Consider the following 19,663-nt stretch of genomic DNA (forward strand, 5'->3'; position numbering starts at 1 on the left):
TAACTTAAAGTCTTAGCGACCAATGAAACATGTGATACCATTTTGAGAATAAAAGGCTAAAAATGGCTCTTAATGAGCATAATTACTCGAAACGAGTAATTAATGGATCTCAAAATAACACATAATGAGTAATAGTCAATGGGTAAATGAATTAATTTATTTGCCAAATACCGTGGAATGGATATGAACATCAAAGAGAAAATCGGTCAAAGAATCATGAGTGAACGAAAGGCCAAAGGATTGACGAGAAAGGCATTGGCTGAATTGACAGGTGAATTGAAAATCTCTCGTATTAATAATTATGAACGAGGGGACCGTACACCTGGCCCAACTGAGATAAAGTTATTGGCCGACGTGCTGGAAGTATCTGCTTCATATTTGATGTGTTTAACTGATAATCGTGAAGGGAAGATGACGAAATCCCTTGGCATGGGTGCATTGATTCCTGTCTTGGATTACAAACAAGCAATTGATCCAGCTGCTTTGATCCAGAAAATTAAAGAGGATGTTGATACTAAAGTTGAGTTTATCCCGGTCAGTACTGCTGTCAGTGATAGCATTGGAAAGAATGCTTTTGCACTACAAATTAAGGATGAAAGCATGATGCCGGAGTTTCGGATTAATGATATTCTCATCGTAGATCCCGAGACAAGCCCTAAACCTGGCGATTTTGTAGTGGCTTTGATTGAAGGAGAGCAGGAAGTGATTATTCGCAAGTATAAGCAATTATCGGCCTCTAAAGAGGCCCAGCAGTTTGAATTAATTGCACTTAACGAAGATTGGGCTGACATTCGTGTTGGTTTCAGTGAAATGAAAGCCCAGATTATTGGATGTGGTATTAGTTTGGTTAGGGGATTAAAAAGTTAAATACTTAGGAATTTGCCACCGCAATCCCGATAGTCATTGCCATGACATGTTAAAAGTATAATTTGATGTTTTTTAGATGCACGGTGCAGAATTTGTTTCATTTTCTCGCGCCTGATATCATCGGAATTAACCAGGGCATCATCGAGAATTACTGGAACAGAAGCCCCTTTTTCGGCCAATAAATCGGCATATGCCAATCGTAATAAAATTGCGAGTTGTTCTCGAGTACCAATACTTAAATTTTCGAATGGCTCTCGAATACCATCTCTTAAAATATGTTGAAGACAAAACTCTTCATCGATAATAGGTTCAGAGTTAGGGAATAAAATTTTCAGATAGGGTGTCATTGCTTCAGTTAAGGGTTTAACCAGCAGCTCCTTTGCAGATTGAATGTTTTCTCTAATCAGTTGACACAATAAGTTTAAAGAGCCAACGTGCATTTCCAGACGTTGGACTTCATTGCATAATTCTTTTAGCTCCTGTTCAGCTTGCTCTTTTTCTTCTGCCAGCCCTCGGTGACCACTGGTTTGAAGTTCGATGGTTAAATCTCTTATCGTTTGCTTTAAATCAGCCATTCTTTTTTTAGTGTTATCTAAAACTTGTTGACGCCTCTCTACTTCTGATGCAGCTCCTACATAATCAAGCGATAGCAAAGTATTCTCAAGCTCACTCAGCTTTTCTCTGAGCATTTGTTTTTCATGTGCTATCTTTTTCTCTATGTTTTTCAGCTGTTCATCAGTATTATCATTTCTTGTTTTTTCTATTTTTTTTATTAGTAGAACCAAATTTTCTTTTGTTGATGATAGGGCTATTTTAGCGTGTTTAAGTGCTTCCTGTTTTTTTACTAGCTGGTCATGAACTTGACGTTCATTATCACTACACTTAGTAAGTTCTTTAGAGGCAGAATTTTCAAGAGCTTCAGCCTCATCTATTGAAATCTGATCAGAATCACCCAGTTGCTTAATTAATGTATTTTCTTCTGTTTGATGATCTTTTAATTGTTGCTTCAATGATTCAATACCGTTGGGTGAAATAAGTTGAACTTGTGCTTGTAATGAGTCTATCTCGGTTGAAAGAGTTTTTTTCTTGTCGAACAGTTCCTCTGCTTCAGATAAGGAAACTATATGATGTTGTTCAAATTGATTAATAAGTAGTTTTTTAGCATCATCTAATTTCGTTTGGACCGCACTTAATTCTTCTCCTCCCGGGATAATACAAATTTTGTTACTCCCAAAGGTTATTATTGACTTATCAGATATGAATACTTCTCCCTCACCAGTAATAATATCATCATTCAATTTTACTGAGTCTTCATTAATCGAATATTTAATTCGAGTAGCCACAGCATCAAATTTTGCTTGTAATGAGTTAACTTGTTCCTTGAGCTTTCTTAGATCAGCTAAAGTTGAAGAGCCTATTAAGATCTCCGATAAGCTATGTTGTTTCTGTTTGATTTCATCATTTAGGGTTTGCGCTTTATTGAGCTGTTCTTCAATATGTTTAATATTTTTTTGAACTTCAGTTAATTTTTGATAAGACCTTGCTTTTTTTAGGGTCAACTGACTTCGCTCATGGCAATCTTTTGCTTTTGATAAACTCTCTGTGGCAATTTTAAAGTTTCTTTCAAATTGTTCAACTTCAGTTTCTAATTCTTGTATTTTTGTCTGAGCTGATTTTTCGTTTGCTGTTTCTATTTGTAGATTCTCAATTAAATCTAAACGATCTTTCAGAGCTTTTTGGGCACTTTCATGTTTTAGCTCAATCAATTCTACATCTGTCTTAGTTTTTTTATGTTGCTCATTAATTTCCTCAGCATGTCTAAGATGTTTTTGAGCTGTTTCAAGTTGTTCTTTATCTTTTTCTTCAACTTGATGATCAACAAGGGTAGCTAAGTCACGTTGATATTCGGATAGTTGATCGACTCTTTTTTGGTAATTACTTAACTCATCTTGTAAATTTTCTAATTTTTGTTTAGCAGCCTCTTTACTATCAAGTTTTTCTTTAAATACTCCTTTGGGCTTGCCGGTTTTTTCTGTTTGATATTCATTAAGCTCATCACTAAATTTTTTCAGTAGGCTTTCACCTTTCCCTTGGCTCAGCATATCTGTTAACTCATGATTGAGTACGCTTTGAATTGCCTGGCTAGCTTTAAGGTTATTTGATACGGAGAATTGTTGCCATGCACTGCCTTGTTCAACCCATAATACTCCATAAATTCCTTGTTGCTCGGACTTGGTAAGCCCTCTTTCAATCGTATCGAATTTTAATAATTCAGCCAGATGTATTTCGGCTTCTGTTCCTGTCCATTTTATGCCGTGTTCATTAGTTAGTATGGCACGACCTTCTTTTTTCTTAGAGAATATTTTTTCAAGATTGTAACTATTTCCACCAAGATCAAATTGAATTTTTACTTCAGGACAACCTCCATTATATCCAACGAAATCTTCTGCACCTTTACCATTAAATCTATCAAATAATATGGCTCGCAATGCTCGTAAAAGGGTTGATTTTCCAGCTTCATTGTTGCCATAAATTACATTTATACCTGCAGAAAGTCCTTTTAGTTCAAAAGGCTTGTCATATTGCTGGAAATTTTGAATGGAAATTGAAGTTAGCAACATAATTTAATTTGCCTTTTTATTTGATTGCAATTCTTGCCATAACATTTGTATAGCTCGTTCGGCATAGGGATTCTGTTCGTGTGAATTATTGTCTCTGATAGCCAACAGTTTCTCCAATGTATTGCTTAAGAAGCCAATAGAGTGAAAATCCTGTAAGTCCTCTTCCGAAGGACTTAATTTCAGATTTTGATCATTCGCTTCTAGCATAGCAAATTTAGCTTTCCAACCATCAAGTAATTGCTCCAATTGTTGTCGATTTTCTAGTGATAAATTGCCATCAAGGCTGAGTGAAATAACTTGATTTTCAGTACGGTTAAGCTTTTTGAAATGATTTTCTAATGCATCTAAGTCATTTTTCTCAAATAAGCTAAAGTTGGTTCGATGCCATTGGTATTTTCCTGTCTCTAATGATTCAACCTTCGGTACAGTTTCTTTTTTGTCCAGCGTTACCAATAAAGCTTTACCTGGTTCGTTATCATGGAAGCGATCTTGTTCCGGAGTTCCTGCGTACCATGCTTTTGTTGAGACTTTAAGTTGGCCATGCCAGTCACCTAGTGCAAGATAATCTAAAGCTGCTGTTTCTGTTCGTTGGAAAGAAATCATATTATGTAATTCAGCAGATTCAGGTAGAAAGCCCTCAATGGAACCATGAGCTAATCCGACTTTGAAAGCAGAGGAGGGGGCATGATATTCATCATACCATTCAGTTAAGTCTCTATATTCATGACGCAATTTTAAAGGTGCAGGCAATATATGAAGCTTATCATTTGCAATCAAAATTGGTTTTGGATCTAAAGCCAATATTATGTTTTCTGTCTTTTCTGGTAAATCTTTTATTCGAGTCCAAACACTTTGTGCTAAAGCAGGATCATGGTTCCCTGGTAATAATATCCATGGTCCTTTATATTCTTGCATGGCATTGAGTGTTTTTCTGATGGTTGTATCACTGATTTCGTTGGCGTCAAACACATCGCCAGCAACCAGAATAGCATCTGCTTTATGTTGATTTGCAAGATTGGCAAGCGTTTTAATGACATCGAATCTTGACTCGCGAAGGAAAGCTGCAATATCTCCTTTGATGTTGGAGAATTGCTTTCCGATTTGCCAGTCGGCTGTATGGATAAAGGAAATTTTCATTAACTCTCCTGAGTTGACGGCTTTGGAGCTCGATTCTTAAATTCAGTTAGCCATTGTTGTAATTCTTTAAAGTCTTTTTCTAGTTCACCGGGTTCTGGTAACCTAATAGGAGCTTCAATAGGTTGCGAGTGTTCATATCTTGAATATTTTGTCATTAGTTCATCAAAATATTTACAATCTTCCAACGAAATTTTTGCTAGATTGGAAATTTTCCCCATAGTGTTAACTGCACGTCGATAGCGCTCGACAACACCTGACATAAGCTCACATTCAATCATCCTTTCCAAGAGGATTCTAAAATCACTGCATAGCGATTTTACGTATGGATCATATGCTTCTCTTCCATATTCTTTTAAAAGCCCTTTTGCTTTAGAGAGACGATCATTTATAAGATGATTTAATGCTTTATCTGGTTTTTTTGCAAAGAGAGGAGTATCACCAGGTTCACCAGTACCCCATGATTCTTCTCGGATGCATAAGATTTCAGGCTCAATATTTGCTTTTTTTGCATAATCTTGAATCATACCTAAAAGAGATAGTCGATGAGTGAAGATAATTACTTGTCTTTCTGTAGCGAGAGAGCAGAGTCGTTGAACAACTGCTTCTTCATAATCTTGATCTAGGGATGAAATAGGATCATCAAATACAAAAGGAGATGGATAATTTTTTCCACATACATCTGCTAGGAATGCGGCAATAGAGACGACCCGGTTTTCACCTTCACTAAGCACATCCTGCAGATTGTGATCTGCACCTCTTAATTTGAGAGTGTGTAAGACTTTACCTTTTGAAACTCGCGATTTTATTAATTCGACCTCAAGTTTCGAGGCTCCCAATACTTTGAGCTCGCTATTAAAACGATCAACAAAAGATGCAGTGATAAGCATTTCAGAAAGTTCACCTTTTTTCTTAGATAAAGATGTCGAGTTGGTTTTCCTTTTAGCTTCATGAATATCATGAAGAATTTTAAGGCGACTAACTTCTTCTTGTATTGCAACTTTTTGTTCAGAAAGCCATTTTTTAGCTTTTATTTGATTCAGTTCATTATTTAGTGCTTCTGCATTATTCTTTTGAGCATCTTCTAAATACTTATCTGCTCTTTGTTTGTATCCTTGAGATATTGTTTGTAGCGAATCTATGGCAGTCTGGGCTGACAGAATGGGATTTAATTCAGACTCTGATTCGATTATTAATAAATTTGCTTTTCTATCACTTAGAAAACTAATTATATTCACCAATGAGTCTATAAGACTTCGATCCTCTATACCTGCAGCATCAAATTTTGTTTTAAATTCTATTATGCTTTGAATGTTGGGTAAATTATTTATAGCCTGATCCAGTATCTGTTTTGCCTGCTCGGCTTGCTTCTGTGTTTCTCCTCTTATGTATGATTCAAATGAAGAAAACCTCTTTTGGGCCTCTTCAGTTAGTTCTTGGTGACATAATACACAAACAGAATCTGTTTGAATAACTGGAAATTTTTGCTCAGTATAAGCCATTTTTTCTGAGTATTTTCGTGCAGCTTCCCATAGCTCTTTCCAAGTGTCAGAGCCTATGCCTTGAAGCTTTGCGTCGCTGAACACTTCATTAGCGGCAGCATCAGCAGCATCTTTTTTCAGAATGAATTGTTTTTTAGTATTAAGAAATTGTTTACATTTTTCATCGGATAATTCCTCTGAGTAGATTTTAATATCCCTAATAATGTTATCTACATGAAGTTTTCTGTTCTGCAATTGCTTCGCCTTGTCCGCTGGAGAATTTTCGGAAATCCTTTCATGTAAAATTTGTAACTCTTTTTCATCTTCAGCTGTAAACAGGCAATAATGTTCGATACTATCAGCGGAAACCTCATTATTAAGTTTTTTTAACCATTCTGAACTGACAGTGTTAAGTAATGTATCAGGCATTCTAGGCATTTTGGAGATAAGTTTTTCTGCTTCATTACCAAGTTTCTCGCCGACTTTCTCACATATATCAATGAGCTGGCTAAAAAAAGATAGAAGTAAAGGTTCATAGCTAACTTCATTTTCCTCTCCAACAAACACTCTACTAAAGGAAGCATCGAAAATATCAACGGAGCAGAGTTCATCACATATGCCTTGGCCAGACCATTGATACTCTATAGGTGTATGATTTTTTAGAAAAGATATTTTTGCATTTCGAGGCACATCATCTGATGAGAATACATTATTATGCAGCTCACCTCGAATACAATCCCGAACACCACATATATGTTTTAGTAGTCTAACGTAGCCCGTTTTTCCTGAGCCATTATGCCCATACACTACAGTTATATTACTACTTCCAAAATTCAGAGGTTTTTGTGGAGCAAGTTTGTTAACACCGCTAACTTCACTAATTGAACATAGCCGTATTTCCTCTGTGTCATGTGAATTAAAAGCATCATTTGGTATGCTGTAATCAATGTTAGGGAATTCATTGCTAGTTTCTAATCGACATAGCCTAACAAGTTCGTTAATAGTTGATTCATTAATTTCAGTAAACTCAATTATGCGTTTAGCAGCAACTTGCAGCCACCTAGGGCACTTTGACAACCATCTTGTTATCTGCTGGTTCTCAATATTCATGTTAACTCCCTAATAACTAGTTGCATAATTTGACTCCAGAAGCCTTTAGAAGACTAATTGTTATCTTTTAATTTTTTTTGCAATGGTAATTTTTAAAAGTTATTCGTAAACAGTCGTTCCCAAAATAGTATCTCTGCTATATCCAAACTTCGAATGCTTGTAAACGATAGTTCGATAAGATCTTGGGAGCTCTATGGTCTATTACCTATTATTTTGTAGCAAGTCCGATAAGTACCTCCCTGAAGCTATTGAGTCCCGCCTCCAGATTTTCAATGATTTCCTCAGCGAGATCATCTGGTTCAGGTAGGTTATCCAGATCAGTTAAACTTTTGTCTTTCAACCAGAAAATATCAAGGCTTGTTTTGTCGCGCGCAATTAGTTCTTCATAGCTGTACTTGCGCCAGCGCCCCTCTGGGTTTTTTTCAGGATGCCAAGTTTCTTTGCGGTCACTTGGATTCTTTGGGTTGTAACACGCTATGAAATCAGTCAAATCCTCAAAACGCATTGTCTTTTTCTTGAGGGTATGGTGGATATTAGTACGGTAATCATAGAACCAGACTTCTTTGGTCCAAACACTTGGGCTAGCAGGTTGGTTGTCAAAAAATAGAACGTTTGCTTTAACCCCGTTGGCATAAAAAATACCTGTTGGTAAACGCAGGATGGTGTGCAAAGTGGTATTTGCAAGCAGCTTTTTGCGGATAGTCTCACCAGCACCACCTTCAAATAAGACGTTATCTGGTACCACAACTGCTGCCTTGCCAGTGGTTTTAAGCATACTACGAATATGCTGTACAAAGTTAAGCTGCTTGTTTGAGGTGGTTGCCCAGAAATCTTGGCGGTTATAGGTCAGATCGTCAGTCTCCTGTTCTCCCTCTTCATTGGTAAAACTCATAGAGCTTTTCTTACCAAAGGGTGGATTTGCCAATACATAATCGACGCTGACAGGACTTGCTGCTACTAATGCATCATTCGGGGAAATCAGACTATCACCATCAATTTCGCCAATGTTATGCAAAAACATATTCATCAAACACAAACGACGAGTGTTTGCGACAATTTCATTGCCATAAAACGTACTGTGCTTCAGAAAATGTTTTTGCTCTTTGTCGAGTGAATAGTTTTCCGGGTTTGTCAAAAAATCATAGGCCGCAAGAAAGAATCCACCTGTGCCACAAGCTGGATCTGCAATTGTTTTACCCGGTTCAGGCCGAACGCATTCTACCATTGCGCGAATCAATGCTCTTGGGGTGAAATATTGGCCTGCCCCAGATTTGGTATCTTCCGCATTCTTTTCTAATAATCCTTCGTAAATATCGCCTTTAACATCCGCACCCATCATGATCCACTGAGTGCTGTCGATCATGTCTATCAAGCGATATAACTTGGCTGGATCCTGAATTTTGTTTTGGGCTTTCGTAAAAATCTGCCCCAACATACCCTTCTGCTTGCCAAGTTCGCGCAACAACTCAACATAAAGCACCTCAAGTTCTGCGCCTTTCTTCGAGGTGAGTGTTTGCCAGTTATATTTTTCAGGGATGCCCACCTTACGGTTGTAGGGAGGCTTAGAATACTCATCCGCCATCTTCAGGAAGATCAGATAAGTGAGCTGCTCAAGATAATCACCGTAACCTACACCGTCATCACGCAAAGTAGTACAGAAGCTCCAGACTCTGGAGACAATGGAAGAAGTATTCATCAAATTTGTTCCTTAGATTTAAACTTAAATGCCAATATTGGCCTGTTTTCAATTGTAAGCCTCATTGCTAACTTTTATTAGATCTTGTTTTGTCGCTAATTTTTTAACAGACTTTTTTTGCGGATCTTTCTCGGCTTTAATCCGTGCCAGTAATTTACTAGCCGACTCATCATTTGGGTTTTGCGGAACTAGCTTGCCGGAGAAAGCCTTTTTAAGGATAGATTGACGGAGAGTTTCTACAAGCTTTAAAGCTTGCTCGATCTCAGTTTCATTTTTATCAATGATCGAAAACTGTAATTCAAGTTCATCAACTATTTGCTTCTGTTCCTCAGTCGAACAATACGGAATTACTAAATTTTCTAAAGTGGTTAGATTGATATTTTTTTGTGCGGTGGCTGGTGCATATGCTTCTATACGAATCCGTATTGCCTTGATAAACAACTCCACATACTCAGGTAAAACCGAGTTGTAAGCAGTGAAACCAACAACACTATCAGGAAAACACCCATCAAAGCCTAAAAAAGCTGTTTCAGCAATATTAGCAGCAATAGTTATGCATAGCGTTCCAATAGGCCAAAGTTTACTTTGCTCTAAACCAAATTCACTATAAGTTTGTTCAAAATTTGTAATTTTACGGTTAGCAGCCTTAACTTCACCTGTTTGGATAAAGGGATATTTACCACCAAACAACCTTGAATCATTTCTTGGTCGATGTTTTGACTTTCCTCTACTAAGATCGCCAATATTTGCCAAATAAGTGTAGGTAAATCCCAATGGTACCTGAGGTAGGTTTTCTACTTCATCATTCGAAAGGGATATAGGACAAGAAGATTGTTTCGTCTTACCCGGCTTTTTCCCTTCTTTTCCCCTCGCTTCCCACTCTTTGACCGCTGCTTTCCATTTTTCAAGTTGGTGTTGGTAGCGTGTGTCGCGTTCTTTTTGGATGCGTGAGAGTAGTTGCTCTGAAGTTTCCAGTTTGTCGGCATTTTCCTCACGCCATTTGGCGGTGAGTTTGCCTTCAAAGGCGTGTTTGAGTATGGCTTGGCGGTAAACCTTGAGTTGTTCGCGGGCAGTTTTGAGGGCGGCGATGCCGTTGTCTAGCTCGGAGAAGAGTTCTTCGATTTTGGCGACGATGCGTTTTTGTTCGTTGAGAGGGGCTATTGGTATTTCTATTTGAGTGTAATCATTAAATTTCAGATTTCTTAGATTGTTGCTACCAGCTTGATACTCTGAAATTTTTCCTGACTTGTAAAAACTCTGAAGATAAAGATTCAAGTAAGTTGAATTTATCTCAATTGAGGGTCTTATAAGCCTAAAAAAGTTCGTACATATTTTTTTGTATTCTGTTTTTTTTGACAATACAGCTCTGTCAATTAATGCTGTGCGGCCGACAGGTTGGTCTGGTCCACCACCAGAAATCTCAAGAATTATATCTCCTTCACGTAACTCTCTTCTTTCTAGACTTGATTTTTTTACCTTGCGGAGCGTAGCTGTTTCGCCCCTTTCTTTATCCCAATTCCTAAGTTCCGAAGCTCTAATGCAAAGAACATCAATATAGTTTGGATCATTAAAAGTATTATCTTTACCCCAATCACCTCCTAATACATAAATAAGTAACTCTTCGAGGGTAGCACTTGACCAGTTAGCTGGATATGTCAATTTTTCCATCACGCCACTAACTCCCGATTCAATTCATCCATCATCCAATCCATTCGATCACCAAACAGTTGATACATACGGCCTAGACCACCTTGAGCATCAAAGGGCGACATCTCAAGGTCATCGCGTTCAAAGTGGGAGGAGCTGGCAATATGATCTCGGATTAAATGTAACCAAGCCATTTGTTGTTCGTTAAATTTGTCACTGTTACCTGAATGATACTTCATAATCCAATCCTGAAAATTCTTTCTAACGGTTTTATTAAATGGGGTGATACGCTTGTCGATACTACAGACACGGCGGATCAGCGCTACCAATGCTGTCAGTTCGCTTATCGGGTTATCCCCGTGATAGTTGTCAAGGTGTGCATAAGCTTGCCAGATACGCAGCGGAGCAAGTTTTGGTCTATCTAGCTTTAGCTGTTCCAGAACGGCTTTGATTTGCGGATAAGTGACCTCAGAGCGTCGTGCTGGAGTATGAAAGTAAATGCTCAAGGCATCGATTTTATCAGCTTGCTCATTAAGATATTCGGCAAACTCTTGAGTTAAGGCTTTAGCGTTTTCAGTGGTTTCACCAGCCCATTCGGCTTTAAGTACTGTGTCCAAATCGTCGTGAACTATAGTTTGTTCTTTGTCTCGTCGGATCGAGTCAATCAATTCTATTAGTTCACCGTTAAATACATTGGCTACTTGGCTCACCAATTCTTTTTGTGCTTGGTCGCGGGCAGTTTCTCCGGGATCGGAACCCACCGGTTGGTTTGTGATTTCCAGGGCCTTTTGCTCCACTCGGTCGCCATCAATGGCATTAAACAGTTCGCCGACAATCATCAACAGTGGTGTGCCTCCAGCTTTTTCGGCAATGCGAGCGCGCTCTTTATCGTCCAGCTGTTTATCAAGTCGTGCCAAGCGACCAGCAAGCGAAGACACTGTATCGCTGTCACTGGCTCCCATCATGACTCCCATCGCCAAATCTTTGAGTGATACTCCCGGTTTGGTGATCAAGGGTTGGCTGGCGGTTTTCAGCGATTGGGTGACGCCAATTGCATCGACAATCACGTAATGAGTTTTTGCACTTTGTGCCGAGGGTGTAACCTTTTGCAGGCTGTCTTTATCCAGCGTACGGGTGCCGCGGCCTTTCATTTGCTCGAAGTAGTTTCTGCTTTTTACATCGCGCATAAACAGGAGGCATTCTAATGGTTTCACATCAGTTCCAGTGGCAATCATATCGACTGTGACGGCAATGCGAGGGTAGTAGTCATTACGAAACTGAGCCAGCACCGATTTTGGGTCTTCACCTTTTTCTATGATGTTGCCATCAGCATCGGTTTTGTCATTAGCTACACGGTAGGTTACTTTTTTGCAGAATTGATTACTCTCGCCAAATTCTTCACGTATAACTTGGATTATGTCGTCGGCATGGCTGTCGGTTTTGGCGAAAACTAGAGTCTTAGGTACTTCATTGCGTCCAGGAAAAATAGAAGGTAGAGCCTCTTTAAAGGTACGGATTACGGTACGTATCTGATCAGGATTAACGATGTTTCGATCTAGTTGTTTGCTTGTGTAGGTTTCATCTTCATCCTGGGTTTCCCAACGTTTACGACGGGTGGTGCGTTCGCGTTTTTCCACCTGTTGTTTGGCGGTAATTTTTCCGCCTTGTTTGGTTTTCTCAGTTTCAATTACAAAGATCTCATTACCGACGTTAACACCATCAGCTACTGCTTTTTCATGGTCATACTCGCTGACTACATTCTTACGGAAGAAGCCGTAGGTTCGATTATCGGGTGTTGCGGTCAAGCCTACTAGATAAGCATCAAAGTATTCCAGTACCTGTCGCCATAAGTTGTAGATAGATCGGTGACATTCATCGATAATGATGACATCGAAAAACTCAGGTGGAATTTTTCGATTATAAACGACTGGTAAGGGCTCTTTCGGGCGGATGTATTGTTCCGCCGGGTTTTCTTCTTCCAAAGCTTCATCAAGCGGTTCATCTTTCAGAATGGAATACATGCGCTGGATTGTACTGATGTACACCTGGGCATCTTTGGCTATGTATTGGTTTTTCAGTCGTTGCACTGTATAGAGCTCGGTGAACTTGCGGTTATCGTCATTGGGGACAAAACTCATGAACTCCTGCTCTGCCTGTTCCCCCAGGTTTTTGGTATCTACCAGAAACAGGATGCGATTAGCACTCACAGGTTCTTTTAACAAACGATAGCTTGCAGTGATGGCAGTAAAAGTTTTGCCAGAGCCAGTGGCCATTTGCACTAATGCGCGGGGTTTGTCTTGCTTTAGCGAAGCCTCTAAATTAGTGATTGCTGTAATTTGGCAATTGCGTAGGCCATCGGTTTTCAATGGAGGGAAATCTTGTAGGCGACCACGCAGGCTTTTGCTCTCACACATCCATTTAGCTAATGTTTCCGGGCAGTGAAAATTAAATACTTCACGTGAACGAGGATTCGGGTCTAAATTATCAGTAAAACGAGTGAGCACCCCAGTGCTTTCGTATATAAAGCGCAATGGCTGGTTGTTGTTGACCCACTTTAGTTTTGCATTTGCATAATTAGAGGATTGCTCTTCAACGGTAGTTATTTTTTCGCCCCAATACTCGGGCTTGGCTTCAATGATACCTACTGCCATTTTGTCCACAAACAGTACATAATCAGCAGGGCCAACATCCGTTTGATATTCACGCACAGCCACACCTAGTGCGGCAGAGAAATCGATCTTTTTCTTATCCTGTACAGCCCAACCTGCTTTTTTAAGTAGGGTATCTATTTCATCGCGGGCTTTTTGTTCCGGATTTTGATTGACCATATTTACTTCCTGGCTAATTGAGCTACTTTCTTAATTATCATTCATTTCAGTTTGCTGCATGCTCCCAGCTTCGATCCAATCATCAACTTGAGAAACTTTAAACTTCCAAAGCCGCCCAATTTTATGCGCAGGCATGCCTCTGTCATTAATCCACTTGTAAACAGTATCTCTTTTAACACCGAGGTATTCGCCAATTTCATCAACCGATAACCACCTATCATTCATTGCTCTTCTCTTATGATTATTTTTTTTGCAATATAAAAACAAGTATAGCTAATGAAAACCAGATCACATTAGGCTAAAAAGGTTTAAAAACGGCTTATGCTAATGAAATTATTTTGATTAATCAATTTGCAAGCATGATTATAGTCAAAGTGTGTAAATATTGGTTTATTTGATGGGTGGATCTGTTCTTTAAGTTATCTAAAACTATAGAACAGATCTGGTTTGATAGAAATTAGAAGCATTAATGCCCAATCATCATGGCAAAATAATGGAACAAGTTGTGTGCCTTTAAAGGGCCTAAGAACTTTTTTCCAGCCAATACTTGGCTGATCACCAGTGGGCTCGCCTCAAGTATTTGGGCTAGTTCATTACAGTTCAATTTACTGTAAGACAGAATAAAATCAATCAAATATTTCTGAGAGTCTTTTTTTAATTGAAACTTAACATCAATAATAGGTTCTGAAACTTCGATAAAACATTCCATGTAACATCCTTCATTTTCATTTTATTATGGCAACTTACAGTCGAAAACAGTAAACCATAGCCGTGATATCGATAAAATTAGTTTTTTTACATGGAAAAGATCAGAGGTAAAATGCAGTTTTGACTTATTTTATATCAATTATTATCGTTTGCTATCCCTTTCTATACGGCTGTTATTGCCTCCGAAAAGCTCGAATCTGTTTTCTGCTCAATAACAGGCTTAATTCTTTTGGCGATCAAGTAAAGGAAAAGGGCGCCCAATAGTGCCCACATACCCAGCTGATTAAACACATTCAGGTAATCAGCATTGGATAGCAATGGATTCGTGGACTCACCTTTGGTCATAGCATTGGAAAAGTAATGTGATAATGATGCTGATACGCCTGATACCATCATCCAAGTGCCCATCAGTATACCTTGCAATTGTGGTGGGGAAATTCTGCCGATCATCGCATAGCCTACTGGTCCTATCAGTAACTCTGCAATTGCTTGCGTGATAAAATGGAGCATTACCCAATAAACACTAATATACCCATGTTTATTGGCAGAGAGAATGCCAGCGGATAACAAGAAGAAGGAGCCGGCCAGTATCAGAAAGGCCCAGATAAATTGTTTGGTTACTGATACATTGTATCCGTTTGCCTGCAGTCGGGTTAGTACTATTGATAATAATGGGGCGCCAATAATGATCACTATGGAATTGATATTCAAAATCCATTGGGTCGCCATTTCATAATAGAACAGGTGTTTATCGACATTGTTTTTAATGAATAGGGTTACGCCCATTGGGCCTGTGAAGTAGGTCATCCAGAATAGAATGGATGTTACTGTCAGAATTAGAAAAGTCATAATCTTTTGCTTATCTAAAGTCGATTTTTGTTGGTAGCCAAGGTATAGAATGACAAAAAACATAAAAACGCTGAGACCTACTACAGCCCCATTACTGAACTGGACTTTATAAAAGCAAATTAAGGTGAATGGGATAAGAGATAAGATAATTCCCCATCCAATAGTTTGTTTGTAATTCAGCGAAGCTTTTCTCCTAACTTGAAGTAAGGGGGTATCACGATCATTCAGGTTCGACCAGTAACCCCACATAAGCAAAAGCGTGATTACGTTTGGCATTATGCTGGCATAGAGCAGCGTTTGATACTGATTGGAGTAATCAAAAAAGCCGCTGATAATGTAGCCAGCACAAAATCCTACATTCATGGCGGAGTAGCTGAAGAAAAAGGCTTTATCTCTGCGATTATCATCCGGCGCAAATCGTTGGGTCAGTATGCTATTGTATGCGGTAGTATTTAAGCCACATCCAACAAGAAATAAACTCAGTCCAAGGTAAAGTAGTGACTTAACTGAAAGTGCCAAAAGTAAAATACCAATGGTTTGTATGGCTGTGGTAATCAAAAACAAGGCTCGGTTACTTAGAAATCGTCCGCCAATCACTCCACCGAGTAAATGCAGAACATAATTAAATGCTAGAAATAACCCAACAATGCTATTTGAAAGGGTATTAGCCAATCCTAATTGTTTCGTAAGAAACAGAGATAATGAGGAATAGAGAATCGCATAGGAAAAGGTTGAAAAGGCTTGTATTAAGTACAGGGGTATAATTCCTTTTGGCATTTTTTCTGATAACAACATATTTTATCCCTAAAACTATTTTGGAAGGTGACTCTATCATTAAAAATGGATAAACTTAATCCCTTTATGCAATTATCCTGATTTTCAAAAGATGATAATTGATATTTAATTGCTGTATGGGTGTTTAGGATGAACAAAATTACCAGAGTTTCATGGGATGAAATCAAACATAAGTTAAAACCAGTCAACGAATCGATATATCGTGTCATTGAAGAAATTAAACCTGACAAAAAAATACCATTCTTTTTAGCTCGTTATAAATTTGGTGAGCATTTCGGTATTAAAAATCATGCTTATCTGCCAACCAATAGCGGCAAAATGGAAAAAATTGACAGCAAGCACAGCGATAATGAGTTATTTTCTCATCTTGGCTATGGCAAAAATAGTTTACCTTTGGGCTTAATACTGGATAAGTTTTGTGAGTGGCATTATTTTGGTGAAGATGAGCGTATCTTTCCAGACTGTGTTCAGGGGCCTGGTGCAATTTTTAATATGCAGGTTATTTTTGATGAAGATCAGACTGTTGATAACAATGTACTGTCCGTTTCTTCTGGCGCGCTTTCATCCTTTTTATTGCCGAATATCGGTTGCAAAAGAAAACATGCCAGAATCCAGAAATATTTTAATGTTGCTGTTCCAGCCCCCAAGTCTCCTTATGAACATTACCTGGTATTCAAAGAGATTTTGATGGATAAAAATACTAACGATAATTGGCATAGCGAGATTCTTTATTTTTCCGAGCAGTTTATCAATGAAGTTAAACATAATGATAAATGGCTAAAGCTGAAATTGTATTTCTCGGAGTCATTAAGGAAAAAGCTGACGCAAAATACCTACGATGCCTCCTGTAACGATTTATTCCTAAGTGCCAAGAGTATTAATCGTTTCAGACCTACGCCATTCATCATGGATACGGCAAAATACATTTTTAATATTTGCATGGGTTCAGGCATTGGTGTGAAGCCGGCAATTGATGAGCAATACTTCCCGGTTAAAACGATTCAGAAAATTTATAATGAATGTTATGACTTAGAATACACCGCGACCGTAATGGTTCCATCAGCCTTGAATGGTCCGTCTGATAGTGTTTATTATCCTTTACAGTGTCCATTTGCCAAGATTAATACATTTAAAACCAATCAAAGCAACAGCGCTTTCAGTGAACTGGAAATGCTAAGAAATGTGCTGTTGGCTTATCAGTCGGAGTTTACTGCAGATAATAGTTCTGCGTTTGGAAGTCCACTTTACCATGTGAGCAAACAAACGCAATTCTCTTTTTACCACTATAAATCTTCTAATAATAAGAACATTAATAGTTCAGACGAATTAGAAGGTACCGATAACCGATTTGCTTTTTCTTATTGCAGTAACAGAACACAATTTGCCAGCGATGCGAAATTATTTAGAGGTTGCGTTCGATTAAGAAAATAATAGAGTATTTATCATTTCAGTATTAAATCATCAATTGTTAGATCGAGCAGCTTCAAGTATTTGTTGCTAATTTCCTTTTTTTCGATTGGTGGAATATATATAGTCGTTATTGAAGAAATAACTGATTGATCAATATGACTGAGTGGAATCCACTCTATTCTAGGGATGTAAGTGGGCAGAGAGGGGGCCTCATAAAGACAGATGGAATAATCTGCTGGATAGTAACCAATTAGATAATCTTTTAAAATTGGTAAGTTATTAGCTTTTTTTCCATCAGTTCTTCCAAAGTTTGCTATCTGCCAAAGTATTAAATGCGCATGAACATCAATGTACCGTTCAAATAATACCAGCTCTGTAGCTTCAATTGAAAAACACCCCTGATCACCTGGATCAATTTCAAGATCACTAAACAAGCAGTCTTGGGCTGATAATGCAGGTAAAATAATAGCTTTACCACCATTTTCTTTAATTTTTCTTACAGCATTAAGTGCCGAGTCTGCAAAAACAGTAGGATGGCCGTAAAAAACAACACATAAAATTGAAACTTTCTTGTATTCTTCGATGATATGATTTGTTAATGCCTGATATGCTTCAATCCGCTTTTCAAAGCTAAAGTAGATAGAATCCAACGATTCAGAATTTTTTGCTTCTCGTTGAATCCATTGTTTTAGGTTATTTTCATTAATGAGGTAGAGTACCTTATCAGCACTTTGGATAACCCGTTTAGTTTCTTCGGTCAGATGGGAAATCGATTTTATTCCTGACCCTACTACTATAAGCTTATTCATTAACTTGTTTTATATTCACTATCTTATTGCTATCAGGCTGATGGTGTCTTTGTACAGAAACTATTGTATTAGAATTAGCCTGCCTCTGTTTGTTTTGATTTGTGTCTAACAATAAATCTTTGTGGCTGATCAAATACTCATTTCCTACAGCGTGTTCAAGTTTTTCCAGTAAACTCATTTGATGTCACCTTACTTATATTAAATTTTGATAAACATTGTACAAATAAAACTCTTATAGGTATAGCCTAAAAAACATTTGCAGTGATGTGCTCAATATGGTGTAATAAATACTCGAAACGAGTATTTTATTTCGTGAGTTACAGGAGTTGAGAAGTCATGAGCAATATTCACCTAATCCCTCGATTAATTCGCTTAAGAGACGCTCCGACCTATCTAGGTATGGACCGCCATCGATTTAATAAAGATGTCAGGCCAAATCTGGTTGAAATTCCAATGGGAACTCAGGGAGTAGCATTTGACCGGCTTGATTTAGACGCTTGGGTAGACGATTATATACAGTGTAGTGGTCGTCCCGCGGCAGTTAAGCGTAGGAGTTTGGAACTATGGGACGAAAAAGAACGCCAGGGCTGCAAAAGCGTGGCAGCGTCTGGTGTATTGACAAAAAGGTCTTCGGACGACGACTTTGCGAAAGCACTGGTACTGACAACCTCGAAGAGGCGGAAAAGTATCTCGCAAGGCGTCTCGAAGAAATAAGGCTGGCAACAGTCTATGGGGTTCGCCCAAAGAGAACATTCAAAGAAGCCGCTACTAAATTTCTGATGGAAAACCAACACAAACGCAGTATCAGTGATGATGCTGGCCGTTTGCGAGAATTGGTTAAGTACATCGGGGATATGCCTATTGAAGCAATTCATATTGGTAGTTTGCAATCCTTCATTGAAGGTCGAAGAAAAGATGAAGTAAGCACGAGAACCATCAATCATGGCTTGAAGATTGTTCGGCGCATATTAAATTTAGCGGCTAGTGAATGGATGGATGAGTTTGGCTTAACCTGGTTGAATTCAGCGCCAAAGATAAAACTTTTACCTGAACCAGATTTAAGAAAACCTTATCCATTAAGTTGGGATGAACAGCACAAACTGTTTCAGCAGTTACCTGAGCATCTGAAAAATATGGCTTTGTTTGCTGTAAACACCGGATGTCGGGATCGTGAAATATGTGAACTGCGCTGGGATTGGGAAATACAGATTCCAGAATTGCCACACATCATCGTTTTTATTGTGCCAGGTGAACTGGTAAAAAATGGTGAAGAACGGTTGATTGTTTGTAATGAAACAGTTCGGGAAGTGATAGAAGGGCAGAGAGGTAAACATTCTACTCATGTCTTTAGTTTTAAAGGTCGACCATTAAGTCGTATGTTATCGACGGGTTGGCGACAGGCTAGAGAAAAGGCTAAGTTGCCTGAAGTAAGAGTGCATGACTTAAAGCATACGTTTGGCAGACGATTGAGAGCTGCAGGAGTAAGTTTTGAAGACAGGCAAGATTTACTTGGGCATCGTTCAGGTAGGATTACAACTCACTATTCTTCAGCTGAGCTGCAAAGTTTATATCAAGCTGCGAATAAGATTTGTGAGAATCGTAAAAGCGGAGTGATATTAACGTTATTACGAAACCCAAAGAGTAGACCTGCCAGTCAAAATACTCTAAGGGAAAGTCACGTAAGTTTGTAAGTGCGTGATCTAGGTCA

At 38.5% G+C, this 19,663-nt stretch carries 14 protein-coding genes; 3 read left to right on the top strand and 11 right to left on the bottom strand.

What is annotated here, in order from left to right; all coding sequences use genetic code 11:
* The first annotated feature begins 183 nt into the window (after positions 1-183).
* Entirely contained in the window at positions 184-867 is a 684-nt protein-coding gene (locus BN3124_RS03750; RefSeq protein ID WP_058533530.1) for a LexA family protein, read from the top strand.
* On the opposite strand, the gene BN3124_RS03755 is transcribed toward BN3124_RS03750, so the two are convergent.
* The 9 genes from BN3124_RS03755 to BN3124_RS03795 form a co-directional block, all read right to left on the bottom strand.
* Positions 864-3,488, bottom strand: a complete 2,625-nt coding sequence (locus BN3124_RS03755) for an AAA family ATPase (protein ID WP_058533531.1) — start codon at positions 3,486-3,488, stop codon at positions 864-866. The two genes, BN3124_RS03750 and BN3124_RS03755, sit on opposite strands and share 4 nt — an antisense overlap.
* A gap of 3 nt (positions 3,489-3,491) precedes the next feature.
* A complete protein-coding gene (locus BN3124_RS03760) occupies positions 3,492-4,625 on the bottom strand; it encodes a metallophosphoesterase family protein (RefSeq protein WP_058533532.1) in 1,134 nt (377 codons plus the stop codon).
* A complete protein-coding gene (locus BN3124_RS03765) occupies positions 4,625-7,213 on the bottom strand; it encodes an AAA family ATPase (protein WP_058533533.1) in 2,589 nt (862 codons plus the stop codon). Before BN3124_RS03765 ends, BN3124_RS03760 begins: the two co-directional genes overlap by 1 nt.
* A gap of 208 nt (positions 7,214-7,421) precedes the next feature.
* On the bottom strand, positions 7,422-8,909 hold the full coding sequence (locus tag BN3124_RS03770; protein ID WP_058533534.1) for a class I SAM-dependent DNA methyltransferase: 1,488 nt from the start codon (positions 8,907-8,909) through the stop codon (positions 7,422-7,424).
* 48 nt (positions 8,910-8,957) lie between these two features.
* The gene (locus BN3124_RS03775; protein WP_058533535.1) at positions 8,958-10,577 is read right to left on the bottom strand and encodes a restriction endonuclease subunit S; all 1,620 of its coding nucleotides are present in this window, start codon (positions 10,575-10,577) and stop codon (positions 8,958-8,960) included.
* A complete protein-coding gene (locus BN3124_RS03780; protein ID WP_058533536.1) occupies positions 10,577-13,384 on the bottom strand; it encodes a type I restriction endonuclease subunit R in 2,808 nt (935 codons plus the stop codon). Before BN3124_RS03780 ends, BN3124_RS03775 begins: the two co-directional genes overlap by 1 nt.
* Before the next feature lie 30 nt (positions 13,385-13,414).
* The gene (locus BN3124_RS03785; protein ID WP_058533537.1) at positions 13,415-13,609 is read right to left on the bottom strand and encodes a helix-turn-helix domain-containing protein; all 195 of its coding nucleotides are present in this window, start codon (positions 13,607-13,609) and stop codon (positions 13,415-13,417) included.
* Positions 13,610-13,850: 241 nt separating this feature from the next.
* A complete protein-coding gene (locus tag BN3124_RS03790; protein ID WP_058533538.1) occupies positions 13,851-14,093 on the bottom strand; it encodes a hypothetical protein in 243 nt (80 codons plus the stop codon).
* 161 nt (positions 14,094-14,254) lie between these two features.
* A complete protein-coding gene (locus BN3124_RS03795; RefSeq protein WP_058533539.1) occupies positions 14,255-15,736 on the bottom strand; it encodes a peptide MFS transporter in 1,482 nt (493 codons plus the stop codon).
* A gap of 129 nt (positions 15,737-15,865) precedes the next feature.
* Here BN3124_RS03795 and BN3124_RS03800 point away from each other — a divergent pair, with 129 nt between their 5' ends.
* A complete protein-coding gene (locus BN3124_RS03800) occupies positions 15,866-17,167 on the top strand; it encodes a hypothetical protein (RefSeq protein ID WP_058533540.1) in 1,302 nt (433 codons plus the stop codon).
* Positions 17,168-17,178: 11 nt separating this feature from the next.
* Here BN3124_RS03800 and BN3124_RS03805 read toward each other — a convergent pair whose 3' ends face one another.
* Complete coding sequence (locus BN3124_RS03805; protein WP_058533541.1) at positions 17,179-17,955, bottom strand: SAM-dependent methyltransferase; 777 nt, start codon at positions 17,953-17,955, stop codon at positions 17,179-17,181.
* Positions 17,948-18,133 carry a hypothetical protein gene (locus BN3124_RS03810; RefSeq protein WP_058468142.1) on the bottom strand — a complete coding sequence of 62 codons (186 nt, stop codon included), beginning with the start codon at positions 18,131-18,133 and terminating at the stop codon, positions 17,948-17,950. The genes BN3124_RS03805 and BN3124_RS03810 overlap by 8 nt, the downstream gene beginning before the upstream one ends.
* 385 nt (positions 18,134-18,518) lie before the next feature.
* On the opposite strand from BN3124_RS03810, the gene BN3124_RS03820 reads away from it, so the two are divergent.
* Positions 18,519-19,646 carry a tyrosine-type recombinase/integrase gene (locus tag BN3124_RS03820; RefSeq protein ID WP_230849061.1) on the top strand — a complete coding sequence of 376 codons (1,128 nt, stop codon included), beginning with the start codon at positions 18,519-18,521 and terminating at the stop codon, positions 19,644-19,646.
* Positions 19,647-19,663 lie beyond the last annotated feature (17 nt).

This window comes from Legionella saoudiensis, from assembly GCF_001465875.1.
Taxonomy (GTDB): domain Bacteria; phylum Pseudomonadota; class Gammaproteobacteria; order Legionellales; family Legionellaceae; genus Legionella; species Legionella saoudiensis.